Origin of the sequence: Roseomonas sp. E05, from assembly GCF_030063475.1 — a bacterium.
Lineage (GTDB): Bacteria > Pseudomonadota > Alphaproteobacteria > Acetobacterales > Acetobacteraceae > Pseudoroseomonas.
In genome coordinates this window covers 198,350-218,372 of the sequence record NZ_JASIRT010000001.1, presented here as the reverse complement: position 1 = coordinate 218,372, position 20,023 = coordinate 198,350, and the positions used below count along the sequence as shown (strand labels likewise).

At 72.3% G+C, this 20,023-nt stretch carries 19 protein-coding genes; 9 read left to right on the top strand and 10 right to left on the bottom strand.

All coding sequences use genetic code 11. The annotated features are described in order from the left end of the window. Positions 1–13: 13 nt before the first annotated feature. Complete coding sequence (gloB, locus tag QMO56_RS01055) at positions 14–742, bottom strand: hydroxyacylglutathione hydrolase (RefSeq protein ID WP_283523165.1); 729 nt, start codon at positions 740–742, stop codon at positions 14–16. A gap of 69 nt (positions 743–811) precedes the next feature. Between gloB and QMO56_RS01050 the strand changes: the two genes are divergently transcribed. Continuing rightward, complete coding sequence (locus tag QMO56_RS01050) at positions 812–1,618, top strand: class I SAM-dependent methyltransferase (protein WP_283523164.1); 807 nt, start codon at positions 812–814, stop codon at positions 1,616–1,618. A 229-nt stretch (positions 1,619–1,847) separates the two neighbouring features. Here QMO56_RS01050 and QMO56_RS01045 read toward each other — a convergent pair whose 3' ends face one another. Together QMO56_RS01045 and QMO56_RS01040 are read right to left on the bottom strand one after the other, a co-directional pair. After that, on the bottom strand, positions 1,848–2,234 hold the full coding sequence (locus QMO56_RS01045; RefSeq protein ID WP_283523163.1) for a cupin domain-containing protein: 387 nt from the start codon (positions 2,232–2,234) through the stop codon (positions 1,848–1,850). 65 nt (positions 2,235–2,299) lie between these two features. Then, entirely contained in the window at positions 2,300–2,677 is a 378-nt protein-coding gene (locus tag QMO56_RS01040; RefSeq protein ID WP_283523162.1) for a VOC family protein, read from the bottom strand. Positions 2,678–2,843: 166 nt separating this feature from the next. On the opposite strand from QMO56_RS01040, the gene QMO56_RS01035 reads away from it, so the two are divergent. Beyond that, complete coding sequence (locus tag QMO56_RS01035; RefSeq protein WP_283523161.1) at positions 2,844–3,923, top strand: SMP-30/gluconolactonase/LRE family protein; 1,080 nt, start codon at positions 2,844–2,846, stop codon at positions 3,921–3,923. A gap of 273 nt (positions 3,924–4,196) precedes the next feature. On the opposite strand, the gene QMO56_RS01030 is transcribed toward QMO56_RS01035, so the two are convergent. Both QMO56_RS01030 and QMO56_RS01025 read right to left on the bottom strand, forming a co-directional pair. Continuing rightward, positions 4,197–5,372, bottom strand: a complete 1,176-nt coding sequence (locus tag QMO56_RS01030; protein WP_283523160.1) for an acetyl-CoA C-acetyltransferase — start codon at positions 5,370–5,372, stop codon at positions 4,197–4,199. 95 nt (positions 5,373–5,467) lie between these two features. Continuing rightward, positions 5,468–6,784, bottom strand: coding sequence for an alpha/beta fold hydrolase (locus QMO56_RS01025; protein ID WP_283523159.1), 1,317 nt, complete (start codon positions 6,782–6,784; stop codon positions 5,468–5,470). 420 nt (positions 6,785–7,204) lie between these two features. Between QMO56_RS01025 and phaR the strand changes: the two genes are divergently transcribed. Together phaR and QMO56_RS01015 are read left to right on the top strand one after the other, a co-directional pair. After that, positions 7,205–7,810: a polyhydroxyalkanoate synthesis repressor PhaR gene (phaR, locus tag QMO56_RS01020; RefSeq protein WP_283523158.1), complete on the top strand. Its 606-nt coding sequence runs from the start codon at positions 7,205–7,207 to the stop codon at positions 7,808–7,810. Between the two features lie 136 nt (positions 7,811–7,946). Beyond that, on the top strand, positions 7,947–8,381 hold the full coding sequence (locus QMO56_RS01015) for a helix-turn-helix domain-containing protein (RefSeq protein ID WP_408906491.1): 435 nt from the start codon (positions 7,947–7,949) through the stop codon (positions 8,379–8,381). A 298-nt stretch (positions 8,382–8,679) separates the two neighbouring features. On the opposite strand, the gene QMO56_RS01010 is transcribed toward QMO56_RS01015, so the two are convergent. Continuing rightward, entirely contained in the window at positions 8,680–10,074 is a 1,395-nt protein-coding gene (locus QMO56_RS01010; protein ID WP_283523157.1) for an amidase family protein, read from the bottom strand. Positions 10,075–10,185: 111 nt separating this feature from the next. After that, on the bottom strand, positions 10,186–10,770 hold the full coding sequence (locus QMO56_RS01005) for a TlpA disulfide reductase family protein (protein WP_283523156.1): 585 nt from the start codon (positions 10,768–10,770) through the stop codon (positions 10,186–10,188). 15 nt (positions 10,771–10,785) lie between these two features. Between QMO56_RS01005 and argH the strand changes: the two genes are divergently transcribed. Both argH and lptM read left to right on the top strand, forming a co-directional pair. Beyond that, positions 10,786–12,186 carry an argininosuccinate lyase gene (gene argH / locus QMO56_RS01000; RefSeq protein WP_283523155.1) on the top strand — a complete coding sequence of 467 codons (1,401 nt, stop codon included), beginning with the start codon at positions 10,786–10,788 and terminating at the stop codon, positions 12,184–12,186. After that, on the top strand, positions 12,183–12,311 hold the full coding sequence (lptM, locus tag QMO56_RS00995; RefSeq protein ID WP_283523154.1) for an LPS translocon maturation chaperone LptM: 129 nt from the start codon (positions 12,183–12,185) through the stop codon (positions 12,309–12,311). The genes argH and lptM overlap by 4 nt, the downstream gene beginning before the upstream one ends. 27 nt (positions 12,312–12,338) lie before the next feature. On the opposite strand, the gene QMO56_RS00990 is transcribed toward lptM, so the two are convergent. Genes QMO56_RS00990 through QMO56_RS00980 form a run of 3 tightly spaced genes read right to left on the bottom strand, consistent with a single transcriptional unit; the run spans position 12,339 to position 14,932 of the window. Continuing rightward, complete coding sequence (locus QMO56_RS00990) at positions 12,339–13,235, bottom strand: formate/nitrite transporter family protein (protein ID WP_283523153.1); 897 nt, start codon at positions 13,233–13,235, stop codon at positions 12,339–12,341. A 33-nt stretch (positions 13,236–13,268) separates the two neighbouring features. Beyond that, the gene (locus QMO56_RS00985; protein WP_283523151.1) at positions 13,269–13,781 is read right to left on the bottom strand and encodes a 2'-5' RNA ligase family protein; all 513 of its coding nucleotides are present in this window, start codon (positions 13,779–13,781) and stop codon (positions 13,269–13,271) included. Positions 13,782–13,831: 50 nt separating this feature from the next. After that, a complete protein-coding gene (locus tag QMO56_RS00980; RefSeq protein WP_283523150.1) occupies positions 13,832–14,932 on the bottom strand; it encodes an LLM class flavin-dependent oxidoreductase in 1,101 nt (366 codons plus the stop codon). 171 nt (positions 14,933–15,103) lie between these two features. Between QMO56_RS00980 and QMO56_RS00975 the strand changes: the two genes are divergently transcribed. From QMO56_RS00975 to QMO56_RS00965, 3 genes are read left to right on the top strand one after another with little or no spacing between them, the layout of a single operon-like run. After that, complete coding sequence (locus tag QMO56_RS00975) at positions 15,104–15,973, top strand: MurR/RpiR family transcriptional regulator (protein ID WP_283523149.1); 870 nt, start codon at positions 15,104–15,106, stop codon at positions 15,971–15,973. A gap of 58 nt (positions 15,974–16,031) precedes the next feature. Beyond that, positions 16,032–17,399, top strand: a complete 1,368-nt coding sequence (lysA, locus tag QMO56_RS00970; protein WP_283523148.1) for a diaminopimelate decarboxylase — start codon at positions 16,032–16,034, stop codon at positions 17,397–17,399. Continuing rightward, positions 17,396–19,966 carry a TIGR02302 family protein gene (locus tag QMO56_RS00965; protein WP_283523147.1) on the top strand — a complete coding sequence of 857 codons (2,571 nt, stop codon included), beginning with the start codon at positions 17,396–17,398 and terminating at the stop codon, positions 19,964–19,966. The genes lysA and QMO56_RS00965 overlap by 4 nt, the downstream gene beginning before the upstream one ends. The last annotated feature ends 57 nt before the right edge of the window (positions 19,967–20,023 follow it).

Sequence of the window (20,023 nt, the reverse complement as noted above, 5' to 3'; positions counted from 1 at the left end):
CCCGGGTGGCGGTTCAGCGGAAATTGTCCTTGGCGGTGCGGATGCGCCCGAGCGTCTCGGCAGAGTCGGCGCGGAGGAAGGGATTGGTCTCCAGCTCCTGGCCCAGTGTCACGGGCAGGGTCGGCTGGCCGGCGGCGCGGGCCGCCTCCACCTCGCGGGCGCGCGCCTTGAGCGCGGCATTGCCCGGCTCCACCGTCAGGGCGAAGCGGGCATTGCTGGCGGTGTATTCATGGCCGCAGCAGACCAGCGTGTCAGGCGGCAGGGCCTTCAGCAGGGAGAGCGCGCGGAACATGTCCTCCGCCGTGCCCTCCAGCAGCCGGCCGCAGCCGAGGGAGAACAGCGTGTCGCCGCAGAGCAGCACATGCCCCTCGGGGAAGTGATAGGCGATGTGACCGATGGTGTGGCCGGGGCTGTCGATCACCTGCCCCGCGGCCTCGCCCACCCGCACCGTGTCGCCCGGCGCCACGGCCTGGTCCAGCTTCGGCAGGCGGTGCGCGTCGGCGGCGGCGCCGATCACCTTCGCGCCATAGCGGGCGCGGATCTCCTCGACGCCGTCGATATGATCGGCGTGATGATGGGTGAGCAGGATGATGTCGCAGCGCCCGCCGCCGGCCTCGATCGCCGCGATCGCCGGCTTCGCCTCGCCGGGGTCGCAGATCGCGACGGTTCCACTCGCCGTGTCGCGCAGCAGCCAGGCATAGTTGTCGGACAGGCAGGGCACGGCCTGGACGGTGACGGCCATGGCGGTTCTCCTTCTCGCGGCCCCAAGCAAGGGCGTGTCAGGCTTCGAACAGGGACCTATATCCAGCTTATGAACCCAGAGGTCCACGGGCACCGGGATTTCTATGCCTCCCCCACCGGGCTGGTGGCGGCGCGGCTGCTGCGCGAGCGGCTGCTGAAGCTGTGGCCGGAGCTGCCGGGGCGGGAGATCCTCGGCCTCGGCCATGCCGCGCCCTTCCTGCGGCTGTGGCGGGATGGCGCTGCGCGCATCCTCTGCGCCAGCCTGCCCGAATCCGACGCGGTGCCCTGGCCGCCCGGCGGCCCCGGCCTCAGCCTGCGCGCCGAGGACGACGCGCTGCCCTTTCCGGATCTCAGCTTCGACAATGTCCTGCTGGTGCACGGGCTGGAGCACACGGAGAACGCCCGCCGCATGCTGCGCGAGGTCTGGCGCGTGCTGAAGGATGATGGCCGCCTGCTGGTGGTGGCACCGAACCGGCGCGGCATGTGGGCGCATCTGGAAAGCACCCCCTTCGGCCAGGGCCGCCCCTATTCGCCGGGCCAGCTCGGCCGGCTGCTGGAGCGCAACCTGTTCAGCGTCACGCAGCGCGACAAGGCGCTGTTCATGCCGCCCTTCCAGTCGCGCCTGATGCTGCGCGGCGCCGGCATCTGGGAGGCCGCGGGCCGGGTGGTCGCGCCACGCTTCGCCGGGGTGGTGATCGTGGAGGCGCACAAGGAGCTTTACGGCATCGTGCCCCGGGCTGCGGCGCGGGTACCGGGGCGGCGGGTGCGCGTGGTCGAGGGAGCCTGGGCCACCTGCCGCAACCGATCCGCCAGGGCCGAGGGCATCCAGGAGCGGGAGCCCGCCCGCCCCCCTCCGGCGCAGGGGGCGGGCCGCTAGAGCGGCTTCCGTTCGCCCAGGCTCACTTCAGCCACTCTGGCATTTCTCTTCGAGCATCTTCACCCGTTCCGATGATGCCATCGGAACGGGATCTGCTCTAGCCGATGACCGAGCGCAAGAACCGGACCCGCTCCTCCGCCGCGGCTCTCGGCAGCGGCAGGATCTCGCAGCCCAGGCGGTCAAGGGATGGGTCTCCCTGCCTTTCTGTCCCTGCACCCGGAAGGCGCCTTCACGGCGAAGGGAATGTCGGCGCCTCGGGCCAGGCCGCGCCGGGCGCTGGCCGCGGCGGCATGTGCACGGCGAGCCAGAGCGTCTCCTCCGCCGGCTCCGTCCAGGCGATCCGGTGGCGGCACAGGGCGGGCAGGATGGCGTAGTCTCCTGCCGCCAGCCGGCGCTCGGTACCATCCGGGAAAGCCAGCACGGCGGCACCGGACAGAACGAGCACGAATTCGTCCCACTCCTGTTCGTACCAGAAGCCCGGCGGGCTCGCGGCGCCGCGCGAGAGGATCCGCTCGACCCGGGCGCCACCCGGCGCCGTCAGCAGGTCCTGGAAGCATTCCTCCCCGGGGCCGGGGCGCGGCCCGTGCTCCGCCAGCCGGCCGAAGGAGGGGATCATGGCCGGGTCTCCATCAGCATTGTCTCCCTGCCCGGGCCGTTCCGGCTGGCCGGGGCACCCGGCGATCATCTGGAGGAATGGGTCACCGCCTCGATCTTGTTGCCATCCGGGGCGCGGATGAAGGCGGCATAGTAGTTCGCGTTGTATTCGGGGCGCAGGCCGGGCGCGCCGTCCTCGCTGCCGCCATGGGCCAGGGCGGTGCGGTGGAATTCCTGCACCATCGCCTTGTCCTGTGCCGCGAAGGCGACATGCACCCCATTCCCCGGCGCGGCCGGGCGCCCATCCACCGGGGCGACGAGGCTGAAGAGGATTTCCCCGGTGCCGTAATGCAGGGCGTGCCCGTCCTGCCGGATCAGACGCAGCCCGATGACCGCCAGGACCGGATCATAGAAGGCCCGGGCGCGCTGGACGTCATTGGTGCCCAACGAGATGTGGTGAATCACGAGACGTTCCTTCTGTTGCCATCATCGGGAGGGAGGGCGAGCAGGCTTGGCTCCCCGTCCCCCGTCGGGTCCCTGCCGCCACACGCGCCGATGATTGGCCTTCCCCCGGCAGCCGGCGGCATGGTTCTGCGCGGCTCCGTCCAAGGCGGGGCAGGGAGGAAAGAACATGGACCTGCATCACGTCATGCCGCCCCGGCGTGCCTTCATCGGTGGCGCGCTGGGCACCCTGGTGGCCGCGCCGGCCCTGGCCCAGCGCGATTACGGCCCTGGCATCCCGCCGCAGCGCTACCCCGACCCCGACATCCTCGTGCTCGATCCCAAGCGCTTCAAGGCCAAGCTGGGCAATGCGGCGATCCGCCGCCTGCACACCGGCATGGGCTGGGCCGAGGGACCGGCCTGGCACGCCAATGGCCGCTTCCTCGTCTGGTCGGACATTCCGAACAACACCTGCCTGCGCATGACGGCAGAAGACGAGCATGTCTCGCAGCGCTTCCGCAGCCCCTCCGGTTTCACCAACGGCAACACCTTCGACCGCGAGGGCCGGCAGGTCTCCTGCCGCCACCTGCAGCGGGACGTGGCTCGCTATGAGCCGGACGGGCGGGTGACGGTGCTGGCCGCCAAGGGGCCGGACGGCGAGTTCAATGCGCCGAACGACGTGGTGGTGCACCCGGAGGACGGCAGCATCTGGTTCACCGACCCCGGCTACGGCGCCCTGGTCGAGTACGAGGGCCATCGCTACGACACCGGCAGCCCGCGCCCCTTCATCAAGGAGGCCGTCTACCGGATCGACGGGCAGTCCGGCGAGGTGACCAAAGTGGCGGACCAGCCCTTCAAGCCGAACGGCCTCTGCTTCAGCCCGGATTACCGCATGCTCTACGTGGCGGACACCGGCAGCAGCCACTACCCCGAGGCCCGCAACATCATCTGGGCCTATGACGTGGAGGGCGCCAGTCTGCGCAACCCGCGCACTTTCGCCGACATGACGCTGGACGGGAAATCGGGCCTGGCGGACGGCATCCGCTGCGACACGGAGGGCAATGTCTGGTCCTCGGCCGGCTGGGTGGGGGAGGGGTATGACGGCGTGCACGTCTTCGCCCCGGACGGCACCCGCATCGGGCAGATCCGCCTGCCCGAGATCTGCAGCAACGTCTGCTTCGGCGGCACCCGGCGGAACCACCTGTTCATGACCGCCAGCCAGTCGCTCTACATGGTGCCGGTGGAGGCCCGCGGGGCGCATTTCTGCTGAGGCCGCAGCCCAGGGGGCGCCGCCCCCTGGATCCCCCGCTGGGGTGACAGTGTCACCCCAGACCCCGCCGTCAGTTCAGGCACCCGCGGGTAAAGGGCTGCTGATGTCGGGGTCCGGGGTGGTTCAACCACCCCGGCCGGAGGGGTTCAGGGAGGGCGGAGCCCTCCCTGAAAAAGCCGCCTAGTTGGGGTTCGGGGAGGGCGGAGCCCTCCCTGAAAAAGCCTGCCGAGTTGGGGTTCGGGGAGGCGGAGCCCTCCCCGGGGAGGCGCGGCGTTACGCCGCCTCGACGCACATGGCGACGCCCATGCCGCCGCCGATGCAGAGCGTGGCCAGGCCCTTCTTCGCGCCGCGCGCCTGCATCCCGTAGAGCAGGGTGGTCAGCACGCGCGCGCCGGAGGCGCCGATCGGGTGGCCGAGGGCGATGGCGCCGCCGTTCACGTTCACCTTCGAGGTATCCCAGCCCAGGTCCTTGTTCACCGCGCAGGCCTGGGCGGCGAAGGCCTCGTTGGCCTCGATCAGGTCGAGGTCCTGGACGTTCCAGCCGGCCTTCTGCAACGCCTTGCGGCTGGCCGGGATCGGGCCGGTGCCCATGATCGAGGGGTCCACGCCCGCCGTGGCCCAGGAGGCGATGCGCACCAGCGGCTTCAGCCCGCGCCTGGCGGCCTCGGCGGCGGACATCACCACCAGCGCGGCGGCGCCGTCATTGATGCCGCTGGCATTGCCCGCGGTGACGCTGCCGGTCTTGGAGAAGGCCGGGCGCAGCCTGGCGAGGATCTCGCGCGTCGTGTCGGGCTTCGGGTACTCGTCGTTCTCGACGACGACATCGCCCTTGCGGCCCTTCACCGTGACGGGCGCGATCTCGTCCCTGAAGCGGCCCTCGCGCATCGCCGCGCCGGCCTTGTGCTGCGAGTTGAAGGCGAACTCGTCCTGCTCGTCACGGCTGATCTGGTACTTCTCCGCCACGTTCTCGGCGGTGCTGCCCATGTGATAGCCGTTGAAGGCATCCCACAGCCCGTCGCGGATCATGGTGTCGACCATCTGGAAGTCGCCCATCTTCACGCCGGCGCGGAGCTGCGCGCAGTGCGGCGCCTGGGTCATGCTCTCCTGCCCGCCGGCGACGACGATGCTGGCATCGCCGGTTGCGATCTGCTGCGCCGCCAGCGCCACGGCGCGCAGGCCGGAGCCGCAGAGCTGGTTGATGCCGAAGGCGGTGCGCTCGACCGGGATGCCGGCATTCACCGCGGCCTGGCGGGCCGGGTTCTGCCCGGCGCCGGCGGTGAGGATCTGGCCGAGGATCACCTCATCCACCTCGGCGGCCTCGATCCCGGCGCGGGCGAGGGCGGCCTTGATGGCGGCCTCGCCCAGGGCGTGGGCGGGCAGGTTGGCGAAGGCGCCGTTGAAGGCGCCGACGGGTGTGCGCGCGGCCGATGCGATGACGATGTCGGTCATGAGGCGGGTACTCCCTCGATGTTTCCGCTGCCGGCCTGCTGCCGGGCACCGGCTTGTGCTCAATCCTAATAACTCTGCGCCCTGCGGCGGTCGCCCTACAAGCCCGCCAGCCACCGCCGCAGCGGCTGCCACAGCACCGCCTCGGCGCGGCTGCCGGCCGCCATGCCGACATGCCCGGCGCCCACCATCTCGATATGGCCGGCGGGCAGCCGCTCCGCCAGGGCGAGGGCGGAGGCCGGGGGCACGATGCGGTCGGCGCGCGGCACGGCGGCGAAGGCCGGCACCGCGAGCGTGGCCGGATCCACAATGGCCCCGGCGACGCGCCAGCGTCCCTGACCCGGATCATTGCAGCCATACCAGCCGCCCAGCGTTTCCCGCGCCACCGGGGCAGCGAGCGGGACGCCGTCGTTCAGCCAGTCCTCCAGCGCGACGAAGAGGCGGGCGCGTGGGCTGTCCGGGTCCATCGCGGCGAAGGCGCGGAACTTGGCGGCGATGCCCCAGGGGTCGCGCGCGGCGAACAGCGTCTGGATGACGTCCACCGGCAGGGCGTTGCCGGCCTGCATCAGCGGCTCCAGCCCCGGCAGCAGGGCGGCCAGGGCCTGGGCGCGCGCCGCCTCGCCGGTCTCGCCGGCATGGAAGTCCCAGGGCGTGGCGAGCAGCGCCAGGCCGCGCAGGCGCTCCGGCCGGCGCAGCGCGGCGCCGAGGGCGAGCAGCCCGCCCATGCAGTAGCCGAGCAGCACCACCGGCCCGAGCGGCACCAGGGCAGGGGCGGCCAGCGCCCGCTCCAGCCGCCCGGCGATGTAGTCGGTGAGGGTGAAGCCGCGCTCGGCCTCCTCCGGCCAGCCCCAGTCGAGCAGCAGCACGCGCTGCCCCTGCGCGGCGAGCCAGCGCAGCATCGAATGGTCCGGCAGCAGGTCGAGCACATAAGCGCGGTTGACCAGGGAGGGCACCACCAGCAGCGGCGGGCCATCGCCGCCATAGTCCAGCAGGCGGGAGCCGCCCTCGCGCCAGAGCACCGGCAGATCGGGTGCCGCATGCCGCCAGGGGTGGCGGCGATAGGCGGCGATGCCGGCGATCAGCGCGCGGTCCTGCCGCGCCAGGCGGCGCAGCACGGCGGTGCGGAACTGCTCAGGTGGATGGCCGCCGGCGGCGAGGGCGCTGCTGATCCGGCGCAGCTCCTGCCGCCCGGCCTTCGAGATCGGCCAGGCGTCGCTCCAGCTCGGCAATGCGGCCGAGAAGGACGCCTGCCTCCCCGCCTCCCGGCTCCCCGGTGGGGCTGCCGGCGGCAGGCTCCCCTCTGGCGGCAGGCTCCCCTCTGGCGGCAGGCTCAGGGTCGCGCCCAGGCCGCGCATCAGCGCCAGCCCGAGGTGCAGCGGCAGCGGGCGCGGGCCGCGGCGGAGCGGGGCGCTCACGCGGCGGCTCCGGCTGGGGAAAGGGAGCGCCGAAGCCGGGCCAGGCCGGGGGGCGAACAGGATGCGGCGCGGCCATGGCGCGCATCCAGGCGGCGGCCAGTGCCGCCCAGGCGGACCAGTTCCCGGCCACCTCGCGGTCTGCCGCCAGCGCCGCGATCTCGCTCTGCCACAGTGTGATCCAGTCCTCCGCCAGCCGCTCCAGCGCCTCGGGGCCGCCAGGCGGCTCGTCGGGGCCGTTCCCGGAAGAATTCTCGGGCCCTGCCATTCCATTCCCTGCCATCCGCGCGACGGGCCGCCGCCGGCGCGTGCGGAACATAACGCCCCCTCCGCAGGGGGAAAGGGCCGCCACGCCATCGGCATATTCGCGCCCATGAGGCCATGCTAGCCTCCTTCCATCACGCAGCGGGACGGGAGGGTGCAATGACCGAGCAGGCAGCACAGAAAAAGCTGGACGAACAGCCGAAGCCCACAGTCGTCATCAAAAAATATGCCAACCGCCGTCTCTACAACACGGAAGCCTCATCCTATGTGACTCTCGAGGATCTGGCCGGCATGGTGCGCGAGGGCCGCGACTTCGTGGTCTATGACGCCAAGTCGGGTGACGACATCACGCGCGGCGTGCTGACCCAGATCATCGTCGAGGAGGAGGCCAAGGGGCGCAACCTGCTGCCCATTCCCTTCCTGCGGCAGTTGATCGGGTTCTACGGCGACAGCCTGCAGTCCCTGGTGCCGCGCTATCTGGAATTCACCATGGGCAGCTTCGCGCGCCAGCAGGAGCAGATGCGGCACTCCGTCGAGCAGACGATGGGCAGCTTCAATCCGCTGGTGAGGCTGGAGGAGATGAGCAAGCAGAACATGGCGATGATGGAGCGCGCCATGTCGCTGTTCAGTCCTTTCTCGCGGCGGGATGAGGCCACTTCCACGGCGCCCCAGTCGGCCGAAGCGGAGGAGATTGCTGCCCTGAAAGCAGAAATTCGCCTTCTGCGCGAACAGATGGCAGAAAAGCGCCAAGAACCAAATAGGTGATGTCGTTTCTGTGAGGACTACCGGGATTGCTGTCCCTCACATAGTTTTTAAGAATTTGGAAATGAAATGCGATAAACAGCGTCGCACGGGCTCGTATTTTGGGGTTCGTGCAATTTTTCATCCTGACAGGTAGAGAATGGCCGATACCGACATGGGCGGCGTGCCTCGCGGCGAGGAGCCGGAGGAAACCACTACCCAACGCGCAAGGTTGGCCGACCGTCATGTCGGCGCCCGCATTCGCGAGCGCCGGCTGATGCTCGGCCTGTCGCAACAGCAACTCGCCAGTATGATCGGCGTGACGTATCAGCAGGCGCATAAATACGAACGGGGGCTCAACCGGATTTCGGCCGGGCGCCTGTTCGAGATTGCGCTTGTGCTCGGCGTCCCCGTGTCCTGGTTCTTCGAAGGTCTGCAGGAGACCGGGGCGAGCCAGCCTCTGGGTGTGCGGCAACGCATGTGCCTGGAACTGGCCCGCAACTTCTCCCTGATCAGCAACGAGAAGCATCAGGAGGCGCTGAGCCAGATGGCGCGGGCGCTCGCGGCGCAGTCGCAGGGCCGCACGCTCGACTAGGGGTCCGGCTGCCGCGGGGATCTGCAAAGGCGTGGGACCCCAATGACAGCCGTGCCCTCCTTGCCCCGCTCCGGACCGGGGCCTGCCGGCGTTCCGGGGAATGGCTGTCTGAACCCGCTTGCTGGCGAGCTGCCGCCGGCATTCCGTACCGGCCTGCTCTTCCGGGAGTCGCGTGCGCCAGAAAGGGCGCCCGCCACTCGCGGCGCTTGGTGCTGGGCGCCTGGCGCCCACTGCCCTTCTTCGCCGGACTCATGGAAAGAAGACGGGAGTCCGGGGGAGTTCCTTCCCCCGGTCTTTTTTACGCCGGGTCGCAGGCCTCGATGGCCGGTCCCGCCGCCTCGATGGCGGCGCCCGCCTCCAGCAGCAGGTCTTCGCGATACCGCCCGGCGATCAGCTGCACGCCCACCGGCGCGTCGCCAGCCTGCCCGGTGGTGACGGTCAGCCCCGGTAGCCCCATCAGCGGCAGCCCGACCTGCACGAGCTGCGCCTCGATCACCCGGTCGAAGGCGGCCGGCGACTCGACGTCGAGCTGATCGGGGAAAGGCAGCTCGGCCGAGACCGGCAGCAGCAGCACCGGGTAGTCCTTCAGGAAAAGCTGCCACTGCCGGGTGAAACCGGCGCGGGCCTGCAACGCATCCTGGAAGGCGTTCATGTCCGGGGAGGGGGCCAGCCGCTCCATCTGCGCCAGCACGAAGTTGGCGTCCGGGTCATCCTCCCGTGCGAAGGCGGAGTTCAGGCCGCGGCGCGACTCGCCGAGCCAGAGCAGGGCCTGCAGCCGCGCCGGCTCGCGCAGCGGCGGGCAGGCGGTCTCGATGATGCTCCAGCCCTTCTCCTGCAGCCGCAGCGCCGCGTTGCGCAGCGCCGCCTCCACCTCCGGCCTGGTGTCGAGCCCTTCGGGGCGGACGCAGAGCGCGGCGCGTTTCGGGGCGGGCGGGCCTTCCAGCGGCGCCGGCACCCACCAGGGGTCGCGCAGATCCTCGGCGGCCATGGCCTGCAGCGCCAGCCGCAGATCGGCGATGGAGCGGGCCAGCGGACCGGAGACCGCCATGAGCTGCGCGCCGACCGCCCGCTCCGGGCCGGAGCGGTTCCAGGCCGCCACGCGCCCAAGGGTCGGCCGCAGCCCATGTACGCCGCAGGCATAGGCGGGATAGCGGATCGAGCCGCCGATGTCGGTGCCGTGCGCGATGGCGCCGATGCCCGCCGCCACCGCCGCCGCCGCACCGCCGGAGGAGCCGCCTGGCGTCAGCGCCGGGTTGCGCGGGTTCTTCGTCGCGCCGTGCAGCGAGTTGCGGGTGAACCAGCGCAGCGAGAAGGCCGGCGTGTTGGTGCGCCCGATCACCACCGCGCCGGCGCGCTTCAGGTTGGCCACCACCGGGTTGTCCTCGGTGGCGACGAGGTCCTGCTGGATGCGCAGCCCGTTGGTGGTGGCGAAGCCCTTCTGGTCGGCGTTCACCTTGATGGTGACGGGCACGCCGGCCAGCGGCCCCACCGCCTCGCCGCGCGCCAGGGCGGCATCCACCGCCTCGGCGGCGGCCAGCGCCTGCTCCGGCATCTCCTGCACCACGGCATTGATCGCGGGGTTCACGGCGGCCAGCCGGTCCAGCGCCGCCTGCGTCACCTCCCGCGCCGAAACCTCCCGCGTCGCGACCCGTGCCGCGATCTCGCTGGCCTGCAGTCGCCAAAGCTCGGTCATGCCCTCGTTCTCCGCTCTCCCGTGGAGCGCGGAGTGTCGCGCCGTCCCGCCGCGAAGGGCAACCCACCCGCCGGCCCCGCCGGAGGGACAGCGGCCGCCCAGACCCCGCCGTCAGGTGGCGCTGGTCTCGGGACCGGCGAGGTCGCGCAGCACCGACAGCATGGCCGGGTCATCCCAGGCCGCGGCACCCTCCAACCGGGCCACCTCCTGGCCCTGGCGGTTCACGATGACGCTGGTGGGCAGGCCCCGCGCGCCCAGCGCCCGCGCCGCCGCCCCGCGCGGGTCGAGCCAGACGCCGAGGTTCTTGACCTCGGCGCGGGCGAAGAAGGCCTCCACCACAGGCTTGCCGGCGCGGTCGGAGGAGAGCGCCAGCACCTTCCAGCCCGCCCCGGCCAGCGCCGCCTGGGCGCGGTCCAGCGCCGGCATCTCGGCCACGCAGGGCGGGCACCAGGTGGCCCAGAGATTGATCAGCAGCGGGTGCCCGGCGAAGTCCGCCACCGTCTTCTCGGCGCCCTCGGCGTCGGTGAAGGTGAAGGCCGGCAAGGCCTTCGGGCTGGAGCGGGACAGCTTGCCGAGCCCTTCCGCCACGGGGATGGCCTGCACCCCCCTCGCAATCCCTTGCCGTGCCGGAAGCAGCGTGGTTAGGGTCGCCCCCGCCGCGGAGAGCGAGAGCAGGAAGCGGCGTCCGAGCAACACGAGGCAGATCCTTCCTTGTCCAGTCAGCAGCGAAGCCAGGGCAACCAGCAGTGGGGAGGGCGCTACAGCGCCGGACCCTCGGCGATCATGGAGGCCATCAATGCCTCCATCGGTTTCGACCGCAAGATGTGGCGGCAGGACATCCGCGGAAGCCTCGCCCACGCCGCCATGCTGCGCCATGTGGGGATCATCACCGGCGATGACGAGGCCGCCATCCGGGAGGGCCTGGCCGCCATCGGCGAGGAGATCGAGGAGGGCCGCTTCCCCTTCAGCGAGGCGCTGGAGGACATCCACATGAACATCGAGGCGCGGCTGACCGAGCGCATCGGCGAGGCCGGCAAGCGCCTGCACACCGCGCGCAGCCGCAACGACCAGGTGGCGCTCGACGTCCGCCTCTGGGTGCGCGACGCCATCGACGGGCTGGACGGCCAGATCGCCGACCTGATGCGCGCGCTGACCGACCGCGCCGACGAGCACGCCGCCACGGTCATGCCGGGCTTCACCCACCTGCAGCCGGCGCAGCCCACCACCCTCGGCCACCATCTGCTGGCCTATGTCGAGATGCTCGGGCGCGACCGCTCCCGCCTCGGCGACTGCCGCGCGCGGATGAACGAGAGCCCGCTGGGCGCCGCCGCCCTCTGCGGCACGGGCTTCAGCATCGACCGTCACATGACCGCCGCGGCCCTCGGCTTCGACGGGCCGATGCGCAACAGCCTCGATGCCGTGGCCTCCCGCGACTTCGCGCTGGAGTTCCTCTCGGCGGCCGCCATCTGCGCCACGCATCTCTCCCGCTTCGCCGAGGAGATCGTGCTCTGGACGAACCCGTATTTCGGCTTCGTCGCGCTGTCCGACGCCTATACCACCGGCTCCTCGATCATGCCGCAGAAGCGCAACCCGGACGCCGCCGAGCTGGTGCGCGCCAAGGTGGGCCGCATCTCCGGCGCGCTGATCGGCCTGCTGACGGTGATGAAGGGCCTGCCGCTGACCTATGGCAAGGACATGCAGGAGGACAAGGAGGGCATTTTCGATGCCGCCGAGACCCTGGCCCTGGCGCTGGCCGCCACCGCCGGCATGGTGCGCGACATGAAGCCCGATGTCGGCCGCCTTCGCGAGGCCGCGGGCGCCGGCTTCTCCACCGCCACCGACCTCGCGGACTGGCTGGTGCGCGAGCTGCGCCTGCCCTTCCGCGACGCCCACCACGTCACCGGCCGCCTGGTCGCCAAGGCCGAGGCCAAGGGCGTCGATCTCGCCGCCCTCACGCTGGAGGACATGCAGGCGGAGGAGCCGCGCATCCACTCGGGCGTGTTCCAGGTGCTGAGCGTCGAGGCCTCGGTGGCCTCGCGCACCTCCTATGGCGGCACGGCGCCGGTGAATGTCCGCCGCATGGCCGCCGAGTGGCGGGAGCGGCTGGCATGACGCGCGGCGTCGCGGTCCTGCTGGTCCTGGCGCTGGTGCTGGCCGCCTGCGGGCGGGCCGGCCCGGTGCGGCCGCCCGGCCCGCCGGACCAGGTCACCTATCCCCGCACCTATCCGAGCCGCTGAGCGGGGCGGGAGGGTTTCCCTCCCGCCTCAGGCCTTTCCGTCATCCGCCAGTTCGTCCCGCACCTGGCCATAGGCCAGCAGGGCGAAGAGGGCCGCGCCGCCGATGGTGTTGCCCGCCAGCCAGGGCAGCAGGTGCTGCCCCAGCCCCTCCAGCACCCCGAGGCGCCCCGTGAACATGAGCAGGAACAGCTCCACCGCCCCGGCGATCACGTGGGACAGCTCGAACACGGCGATCAGATAGGTCAGCAGCGCGATCACCCAGAAGCGCGCGGCCTCGGCCAGCGGCAGCAGCCAGACCAGCAGGGCCATCATCCAGCCGGCGAAGATGGCGCGCATGAAGCCGGCTCCCAGCCCGCGCTCGGCCGCATGCGCGGAGACGGCGAGCGCCCCCTCGCGCACGAAGGGCGGCAGGATGCCCTCCAGCGACAGCGCCGCCGCGAAGACCAGGGTGCCGGCCATGTTGGCCAGGAACACCACGGACCAGTTGCGTGCCAGCGCCGCCAGCACCTTGCGCCCCGGCTCGGCCAGGACAGGCAGCACGGCGGTCAGGGTGATCTCGGTGAAGAGCTGCTGCCGGGCCAGGATGACGATCAGGAAGCCGACGGTATAGCCGAGGCTCTCCACCAGCGGCCGCCAGGAGGCGTCGGGCAGCAGGGCGTGGAGCGTTCCCTGCGCGGCGAGCGAAAGGCCGATGGAAAGCCCCGCCGCCAGCCCCGACCACCAGAGGCTGCGCCAGGGGCGGCCCAGCTCCTCCACCCCTTCACGCCGCACCACCTCGTAGATCGCAACCGGGCGGAGCTTTTGGTAGTCCTGGATCTCCTCCTCTTCCTCGGCACTGATCGGGCCGCCGCCGGAATCGAGCTCGTCCTCGATCTTGCCGGTGCCGGCAGGGTCGCGGTGTGGGAAGGAGTGGGAGGGCTGCATGGCTGCTGCAAGCGCCACCTCCCGGTCGCGGTTTCAGCCGCTGAAGCGGAATTGTGCCGCCGCCTCCCAGGGGCCGCCGCGGTAGCGCCAGAGCAGCAGGCTCTCGCCCTGGCCTTCCCAGGGAACGAAGCCCTGCCGCAGCACCTCCAGCAGCGCCCGTGCCGCCTCGGGGGCCACCTTGTTCTGCACCGTCACATGCGGCCGGAAGGGCTGCCGGTCCTGCGCCGAAAGGGTGCCGTGCCAGGCGGCGGCGACAAGGCCCCGCAGCCTGGCGAGGGCGGGGCTTTCCACCGTGAAGGCGGCGCCGCGCCCCAGGCTGCGCAGCCCCTCGAAGCGCAGCGGCAGCGGTGCCGTGCCGGCCGCCAGGGTGGCGAGGTTGGCGGCGACGTCCTCGTATTGCGCGCCGGGCAGCGCATGGAACAGCGTCAGATGCGCCGGCAGGTGGTTCCGCTCGGGCGGGAAATGCGACCGGCGCAGCGCATCCAGCCGGGTGAAGCTGGCGGCGTCCAGGCCGAGGGTCAGGATCAGGGGTGCGGGATCGGGCATGCGCCGGGATATGGCGCCGCCCGCCGTTTCCGCGCCCCTGGTCTCCGGCCTCAGGCTGCCGCGGCCTGCCCGCGCAGCGCCGGCATCACCGATTGCGCCAGGAGCCGCATGCTCTCCTGCTCCCAGGCGCGGTTGGGGCCGCTCCAGTCCATCCCCGCCAGCAACAGGTTGCCGAAGGGGCCGACCCGCTCGCGCAGCGCCACCAGCTTCTCCGTCACGGTGCGCGGGCTGCCATGGATGACGATGCTGTCGATCAGCATTTCCAGCGAGACCTCGGCATCCGGCATCTTCGGGTCCGGCTTCATCGCCACCGAGTAGTTGCCGCGCTGCAGCACCTCCCAGAGATAGCGGAAGTAGTAGTGGGTGCTGCTTTCGGGGCTGAAGGCGCGGTCGCGCGCCTCGGCGTCGGTGGGCGCGATGACGATGTTGCGCGCCACCCGCCAGTTCCGGCCATCCGGCTGGCGCCCGGCGGCCGCGCAACCCTCCAGATACTTCTGCCAGTGGCTGGCCACGCTGTATTCGGGGATGAAATTGGCGCTGATCGGGCTCCAGCCGTGCATCGCGGCGGTCTTCACGCTGCCGGAGAAAGGACTCATCGCCGACATGGCGACCGGCGGGTGCGGCTGCTGCAAGGGCTTGCGCAGGGTGCCGATGCCCAGCTCGGGGATGATCGCCTCGGCGAGCGTGATGTCCCAGTACTTGCCGGCGATGCGGTAGGGCGGGTCCTGCGTCCAGAGCCGCAGGATCATGTCGATGCTTTCCAGCATCTTTTCGCCGCGTGTCTGCGGGTCCTGGTTGCCGAACAGCTCGAAATCGCTGGCCAGGCCGCCCGGGCCGATGCCGAACAGCAGCCGCCCGTTGCTCATGTGGTCGAACATGGCGGCCTCGGAGGCGACGATGGCCGGATGATGGTTCGGCAGGTTCACCACGCCGGTGCCGAGCTTCATCCGCTTCGCCTGCGGCAGCAGGGAGGCCAGGAACATCAGCGGCGAGCAGAGCGGCTCGGTGGTGGCGGAGAAATGCTCGCCCACCCACAGCTCGTCGAAGCCGAGCTGCTCGGCCAGCAGCGCCTTCTCGGTGTTCTCGGCGATGGTGTCCTGCAGGGGCCGGTGCGGCGGATGCAGCGGCATCATGAACAGGCCGAATTCCATGGATCGCTTCCCTCGTGCTGTCACCTCCGGCCGCCGGGGAAGGGGCCGTGGCGTGTCTGACGCGGGCGAGGCTAGGACAGGCCGCGCGCCGATGGCAACGAACGATGAAGAAATTCATTACCGCAAAAAAAATTGCAGAAATGGCGGCACCGCGGCAATTTCCATTGCCGCATGAGCATCCCGCCCGACAGCTTTCCCGCCCTCGCCCTGCGCCTCCAGGAACGCCTGCCCGGCCTCAGCCCGCAGTTCCAGCGCATCGCGCGCTATCTGCTGGCCAATCCGGACGAGGTGGCGCTGGCGCCGCTGCGCGTCCTGGCGGGGCATGTGGCGGCGCACCCTTCCGCGCTGGTGCGCTTCGCCAAGAGCTTCGGCTATGACGGCTTCCGCGAGATGCAGCGGCTGTTCAAGTCGGCCGTCTTCGCCCGTGCCCAGGGCGTCACCGCCGAGGCCTCGCGGCTGCACCGCCGCCTCGCGCCGCATGCGGGCGGGCTGGAAGCCGCCCGCGCCGTGGTGGCGCATGAGATGGCGGGGCTGCGCAGCCTGCTGGACGGGCTGGACGAGGCGGCGCTGCAGGCGGCGGGCCGGCAGCTCGGCCGGGCGCGGCTGGTCTGGATCGGCTGCGACGCCGAAGGCCGCCCGGCGGCCGCGGCCCTGCACCTGCTGCTGGCCCGGCACGGCCGCCCGGCCAGCCTGCTCGACGGCGCCCCGGATTTGGCACGGGCGCAGCTCGGCACCGCGCGGGCGGAGGACGCGCTGCTGCTGATCGGCCTCGGCCCCGCCGCCGCGCGCCAGGGCGAGGCGCTGCCGGGGCAGGCGCGGGCGCTGGGCTGCCCGGTGCTGCTGCTCGGCGCCTGGGGCGGGCTGGCACCGGAGGGAGTGCTGCGCTTCGCGCTGCCGCCGCCGGCGGGCGGGCAGCCGCCGGCCCTCGCGCCGGCCCTGGCCTGGGTGCAGATCCTCGGCGCCTGCCTGGCCGCCGAGGCCGGGCAGGGGGCCGCCCTGGGCGAGCCGCGCTTCGCCGATTTCGACCCGCTCGGCTGGTAGGGCAGGCCCCCCATCCACGCCGCTTTTCTCCGGCCCTCCGGCGCATCACAATAATGCCATGGCCGCTCCGCTCCCCGCCGCCCCTGAGGGCGCCGACCCCACCTTCGCCGACCTCATCGCCGCCCGCCCGGCGCTTTCCGCGCATGCCCTGGACGGGCTGCTGATGGAGGAGGTGCCGCTCGCCCGCATCGCGCGCGAGGTCGGCACGCCGACCTGGGTCTATTCCGCCGGCACCCTGCGCCGCCGCTTCCGCGCGCTGCGCGCCGCGCTCGACGACGCCGGCCTGAAGGCCAGCATCCACTACGCCGCCAAGGCCAATGACAACCAGGCCGTGCTGCGCGTCCTCGCCGCCGAGGGAGCGGGGGCCGACATCGTCAGCGCCGGCGAGTTGCGCGCCACCCTGGCCGCCGGCATCCCGGCCGGGGCCACGGTCTTCTCCGGCGTCGGCAAGCAGCCGGAGGAGATCCGTCTGGCGCTGCGCGAGGGCATCTTCCAGATCAATGCCGAGAGCGCGGAGGAGGTCGAGATGCTCTCCGCCATCGCGGCGGAGATGGGCCTGCGCGCCCCGGTGGCGCTGCGCGTGAACCCCGACGTGGATGCCGGGACGCACGCCAAGATCACCACCGGCAAGGCGGAGAACAAGTTCGGCATCGACTTCGAGGACGCACCCGCCCTCTATGCCCGCATGGCGGTGCTGCCCGGCATCCGGCCGATCGGCATCGCCACGCATATCGGCAGCCAGATCACCGAGGGCGTCGCCGCCTATCGCGCCGCCTATGCCCGGCTGGCCGAGATGGTGCGCGGCCTGCGCGCCGCCGGCCTGCCCATCGAGCGGGTGGATTGCGGCGGCGGCCTCGGCATCCCCTATCGCGACGAGGCGCCGCCCCCGCCCGAGGCGCTGGCCGGCGCCATCAAGGCGACGCTGGGCGAGCTGGGCCTGCCGGTCATGCTGGAGCCGGGCCGCTGGATCGCCGGGCCGGCGGGCGTGCTGCTGGCTTCGGTGGTGCTGCAGAAGCAGGGCCGCGCCCGCCGCTTCGTGGTGGCCGACGCCGCCATGAACGACCTCGTGCGCCCGGCCATGTACGAGGCCTGGCACGGCATCCTGCCGGTCTCGCCCACGGCGCTGGCGGCGCCGTGCTCCCCCGCCGACGTGGTCGGGCCGGTTTGCGAGAGCGGTGACACCTTCGCGCGCGGCCGCGAATTGCCCTCGCTTCCCCCAGGGGAATTGATCGCATTCCTCGACGCAGGTGCTTATGGTGCGGTCATGAGCAGCACCTACAACGCCCGCCCCCTGGCGGCCGAAGTGCTGGTGGATGGCACCCGCTTCGCCGTTGTGCGGCCCCGGCAGACGCCTGAGGACCTGCTGGCGCACCAGCGCCTGCCGGAATGGCTCACCCCGGCCGTCACGGCGGCCCCCCCGGCATGACGGAGCGGCGCGCTCCGCTGGCCCGGCGCCTAGCGCGGGGGCTGCGGCTCGCGCGCCTCGCGCTCGGCTGGGAGGCGCTGTGGCCCCGGCTCTGGCCGGCGCTCGGCGTCATCGGCCTGTTCCTGCTGGCCGCCTGGTCCGGCCTCTTTCTCCATCTGCCGCCCTGGCTGCATCTGGCCCTCCTGGCCGGCTTCGCGCTGGCGCTGGGCGCCGCCCTCTGGCGTGGCTTCCGCGGCTTCGCCTGGCCCGGCGAGGCCGCCGCCGAGCGTCGGCTGGAGACCGCTTCCGGCCTGCGGCATCGTCCGCTCTCCACCCTGCGCGACCAGGCCCTGACCGAGGACCCCGCCACCCTGGCGCTCTGGCGCGCGCACCAGGCGCGGGCGCTGGCCGGCTTGCGCCGGCTGCGCGTCGGCGCGCCCCGGCCCAACCTGGCGGCGCGCGACCCGCGGGCCTTGCGCACCGGCCTGCTGGTCGCGGTCTGCGCCTCCCTTGTCCTCGCCGGCGGCGAGGCGGGCGAGCGGCTGCGCCGCGCCCTCTGGCCCAGCCTGCATGCCGCGCCGCTCGGCGCCGCGCTGAAGCTGGAGGCCTGGGTGACGCCGCCCGCCTATACCGGTGCCGCCCCTCTCTTCCTCGACCTCGCCGGCGGCGCGCTGACCGTGCCGCAGGGCAGCACGCTACAGATCGCCCTCTCCGGCGGCAGCGGCGGCGTGCCCGAACTTCGGGTGGACGAGCACGCCACGCCCTTCCGTGCGCTTGACGCCGGCTCCTTCGCCCTTGAGGCGCCGCTGGCTCGCGGTGCCCGGATCGTGCTGCGCCGCGGCGGCCGCGATCTCGCCGCCTGGACCTTCAGCGTGCAGGCCGACGCTCCGCCGACCGCCGCCTTCACCGAGGCGCCTGCGCCATCGCCGCGCGGGCTGGCGGTACGGCTGCCCTGGCGCGCCGATGACGACTGGGGCGTCAATGCCGCGCAGGCCGAGATCCGCCTCGCCGCCCGGCCGCATGCGGAGCCGCTGCTGCTGGACCTGCCGCTCGCCGGCGGCGAGCCGCGTGCCCGCAAGGGCGTGGCGCAGCCGGACCTTTCGGCGCATCCCTGGGCCGGGTTGCCGGTGCGGGTGCGCGTCCTGGCGCGCGACGGGGCCGGGCAGCAGGGCGCCTCGGAGACGCAGGAGCTGATCCTGCCCGAGCGGCCCTTCACGCACCCGGTGGCACGCATGCTGGTGGAGCTGCGCAAGGCGCTGTCGCTTGACCCGCTGGGGCGCGACGGCGTGCGGCGCGGCCTCGACGAACTCGCCGCGCGCCCGGAGGCCTTCGAGCACGACAGCACCACCTTCCTCGCCCTGCGCGTCGCCCGTTTCCAGCTGATGCGTGACCGCCGCCCCGAGGCCATCGGGGAGGTGCAGAAGCTGATGTGGGACACCGCCGTGGCGCTGGAAGAAGGCCTTGCCGACCGCACCGCCCGCGCCCTGGCGGAAGCCCGCGAGGCGCTGCGCGAGGCCTTGGCCGAGGCCGAGCGCACGCCGCCGGACGCCGGGCAGCGGGCCGAGCTGGAGCGCCGCGTGCAGGAGCTGCGCGAGGCCGTGCAGCGCCACCTGGAGGCCCTGCTGGAGCGCATGCGCCAGCAGGGAATGGAGCCGGCGCCGCTCGACCCGAACCAGCAGGCGATGGAGCAGCGGGAGCTGGAGCGCCGCATGCAGGAGATGCAGGAGACGGCGCGCGAGGGCCGTACCGACCGCCTGCAGCAGGAGTTGGCCCAACTGGAGCAGATGCTGGAGGCGCTGCAGCAGGGCCGCATCGCCGCGCGGCCCGAAGGCGGCCGCAACAGTAGCCAGCAGCAGCAGCAACAGCAGCGCGGCGAGCAGCAGATGGGCGCGGTGCAGGACATGGTGCAGCGGCAGGGCCAACTGCTCGACCGCAGCCATCAGCGCGAGGGTGCGCAGGAGCAGCCGTCCGAGCGGCGCCCGGGCATGCCCCCCGGCCGGCCGCAGCCGGGGGGCCAGCCCTCCGGCCAGCCGCAGGCGGGAAACCCGTCCGGAGAGGAGGCGCGGCGTGATGCGCGCACCCAGCGCGCCCTGCGCCGTGCGCTCGGCGAGCTGATGCAGCAGTTCGGCGACCTGACGGGCGAGATCCCGGAGGCGCTCGGCCGCGCCGATCAGGCGATGCGCCAGGCGCAGGAGGCGCTCGGCCAGGGCGGCGACGCCAGCGGGCACCAGCAGGAGGCGATCCGCGAATTGCAGGAGGGCGGCCGGCAGATGGCGCAGTCCATGCAGCAGCAGTTCGGCCAGGGTCAGGGCGAAGGGCAGGGCGACGGCCAGGGCAATCCTGGCGCGGCGGTGGGCACGCAGGGGGAGGACCGCGTCGCAGGCCAGGGCCAGGGCCGTGATCCGCTGGGCCGCCCGACGCGCGATGCGCCTGGTGCCAGCGACCAGGGCAGCGACACGCAGGTGCCGGAGGAGGCAGAGATGCTGCGCAGCCGCCGCATCCAGGAGGAGCTGCGCCGCCGTGGCGCCGAGCGCGAGCGCCCGCCGAGCGAGCTGGACTACATCGACCGTCTGCTCAAGTCCTACTGACGCGACCGGACGGAAGGAAGGCGAGGGGCCGGAGGAATTCCTTCCTCCGGCCTTTTT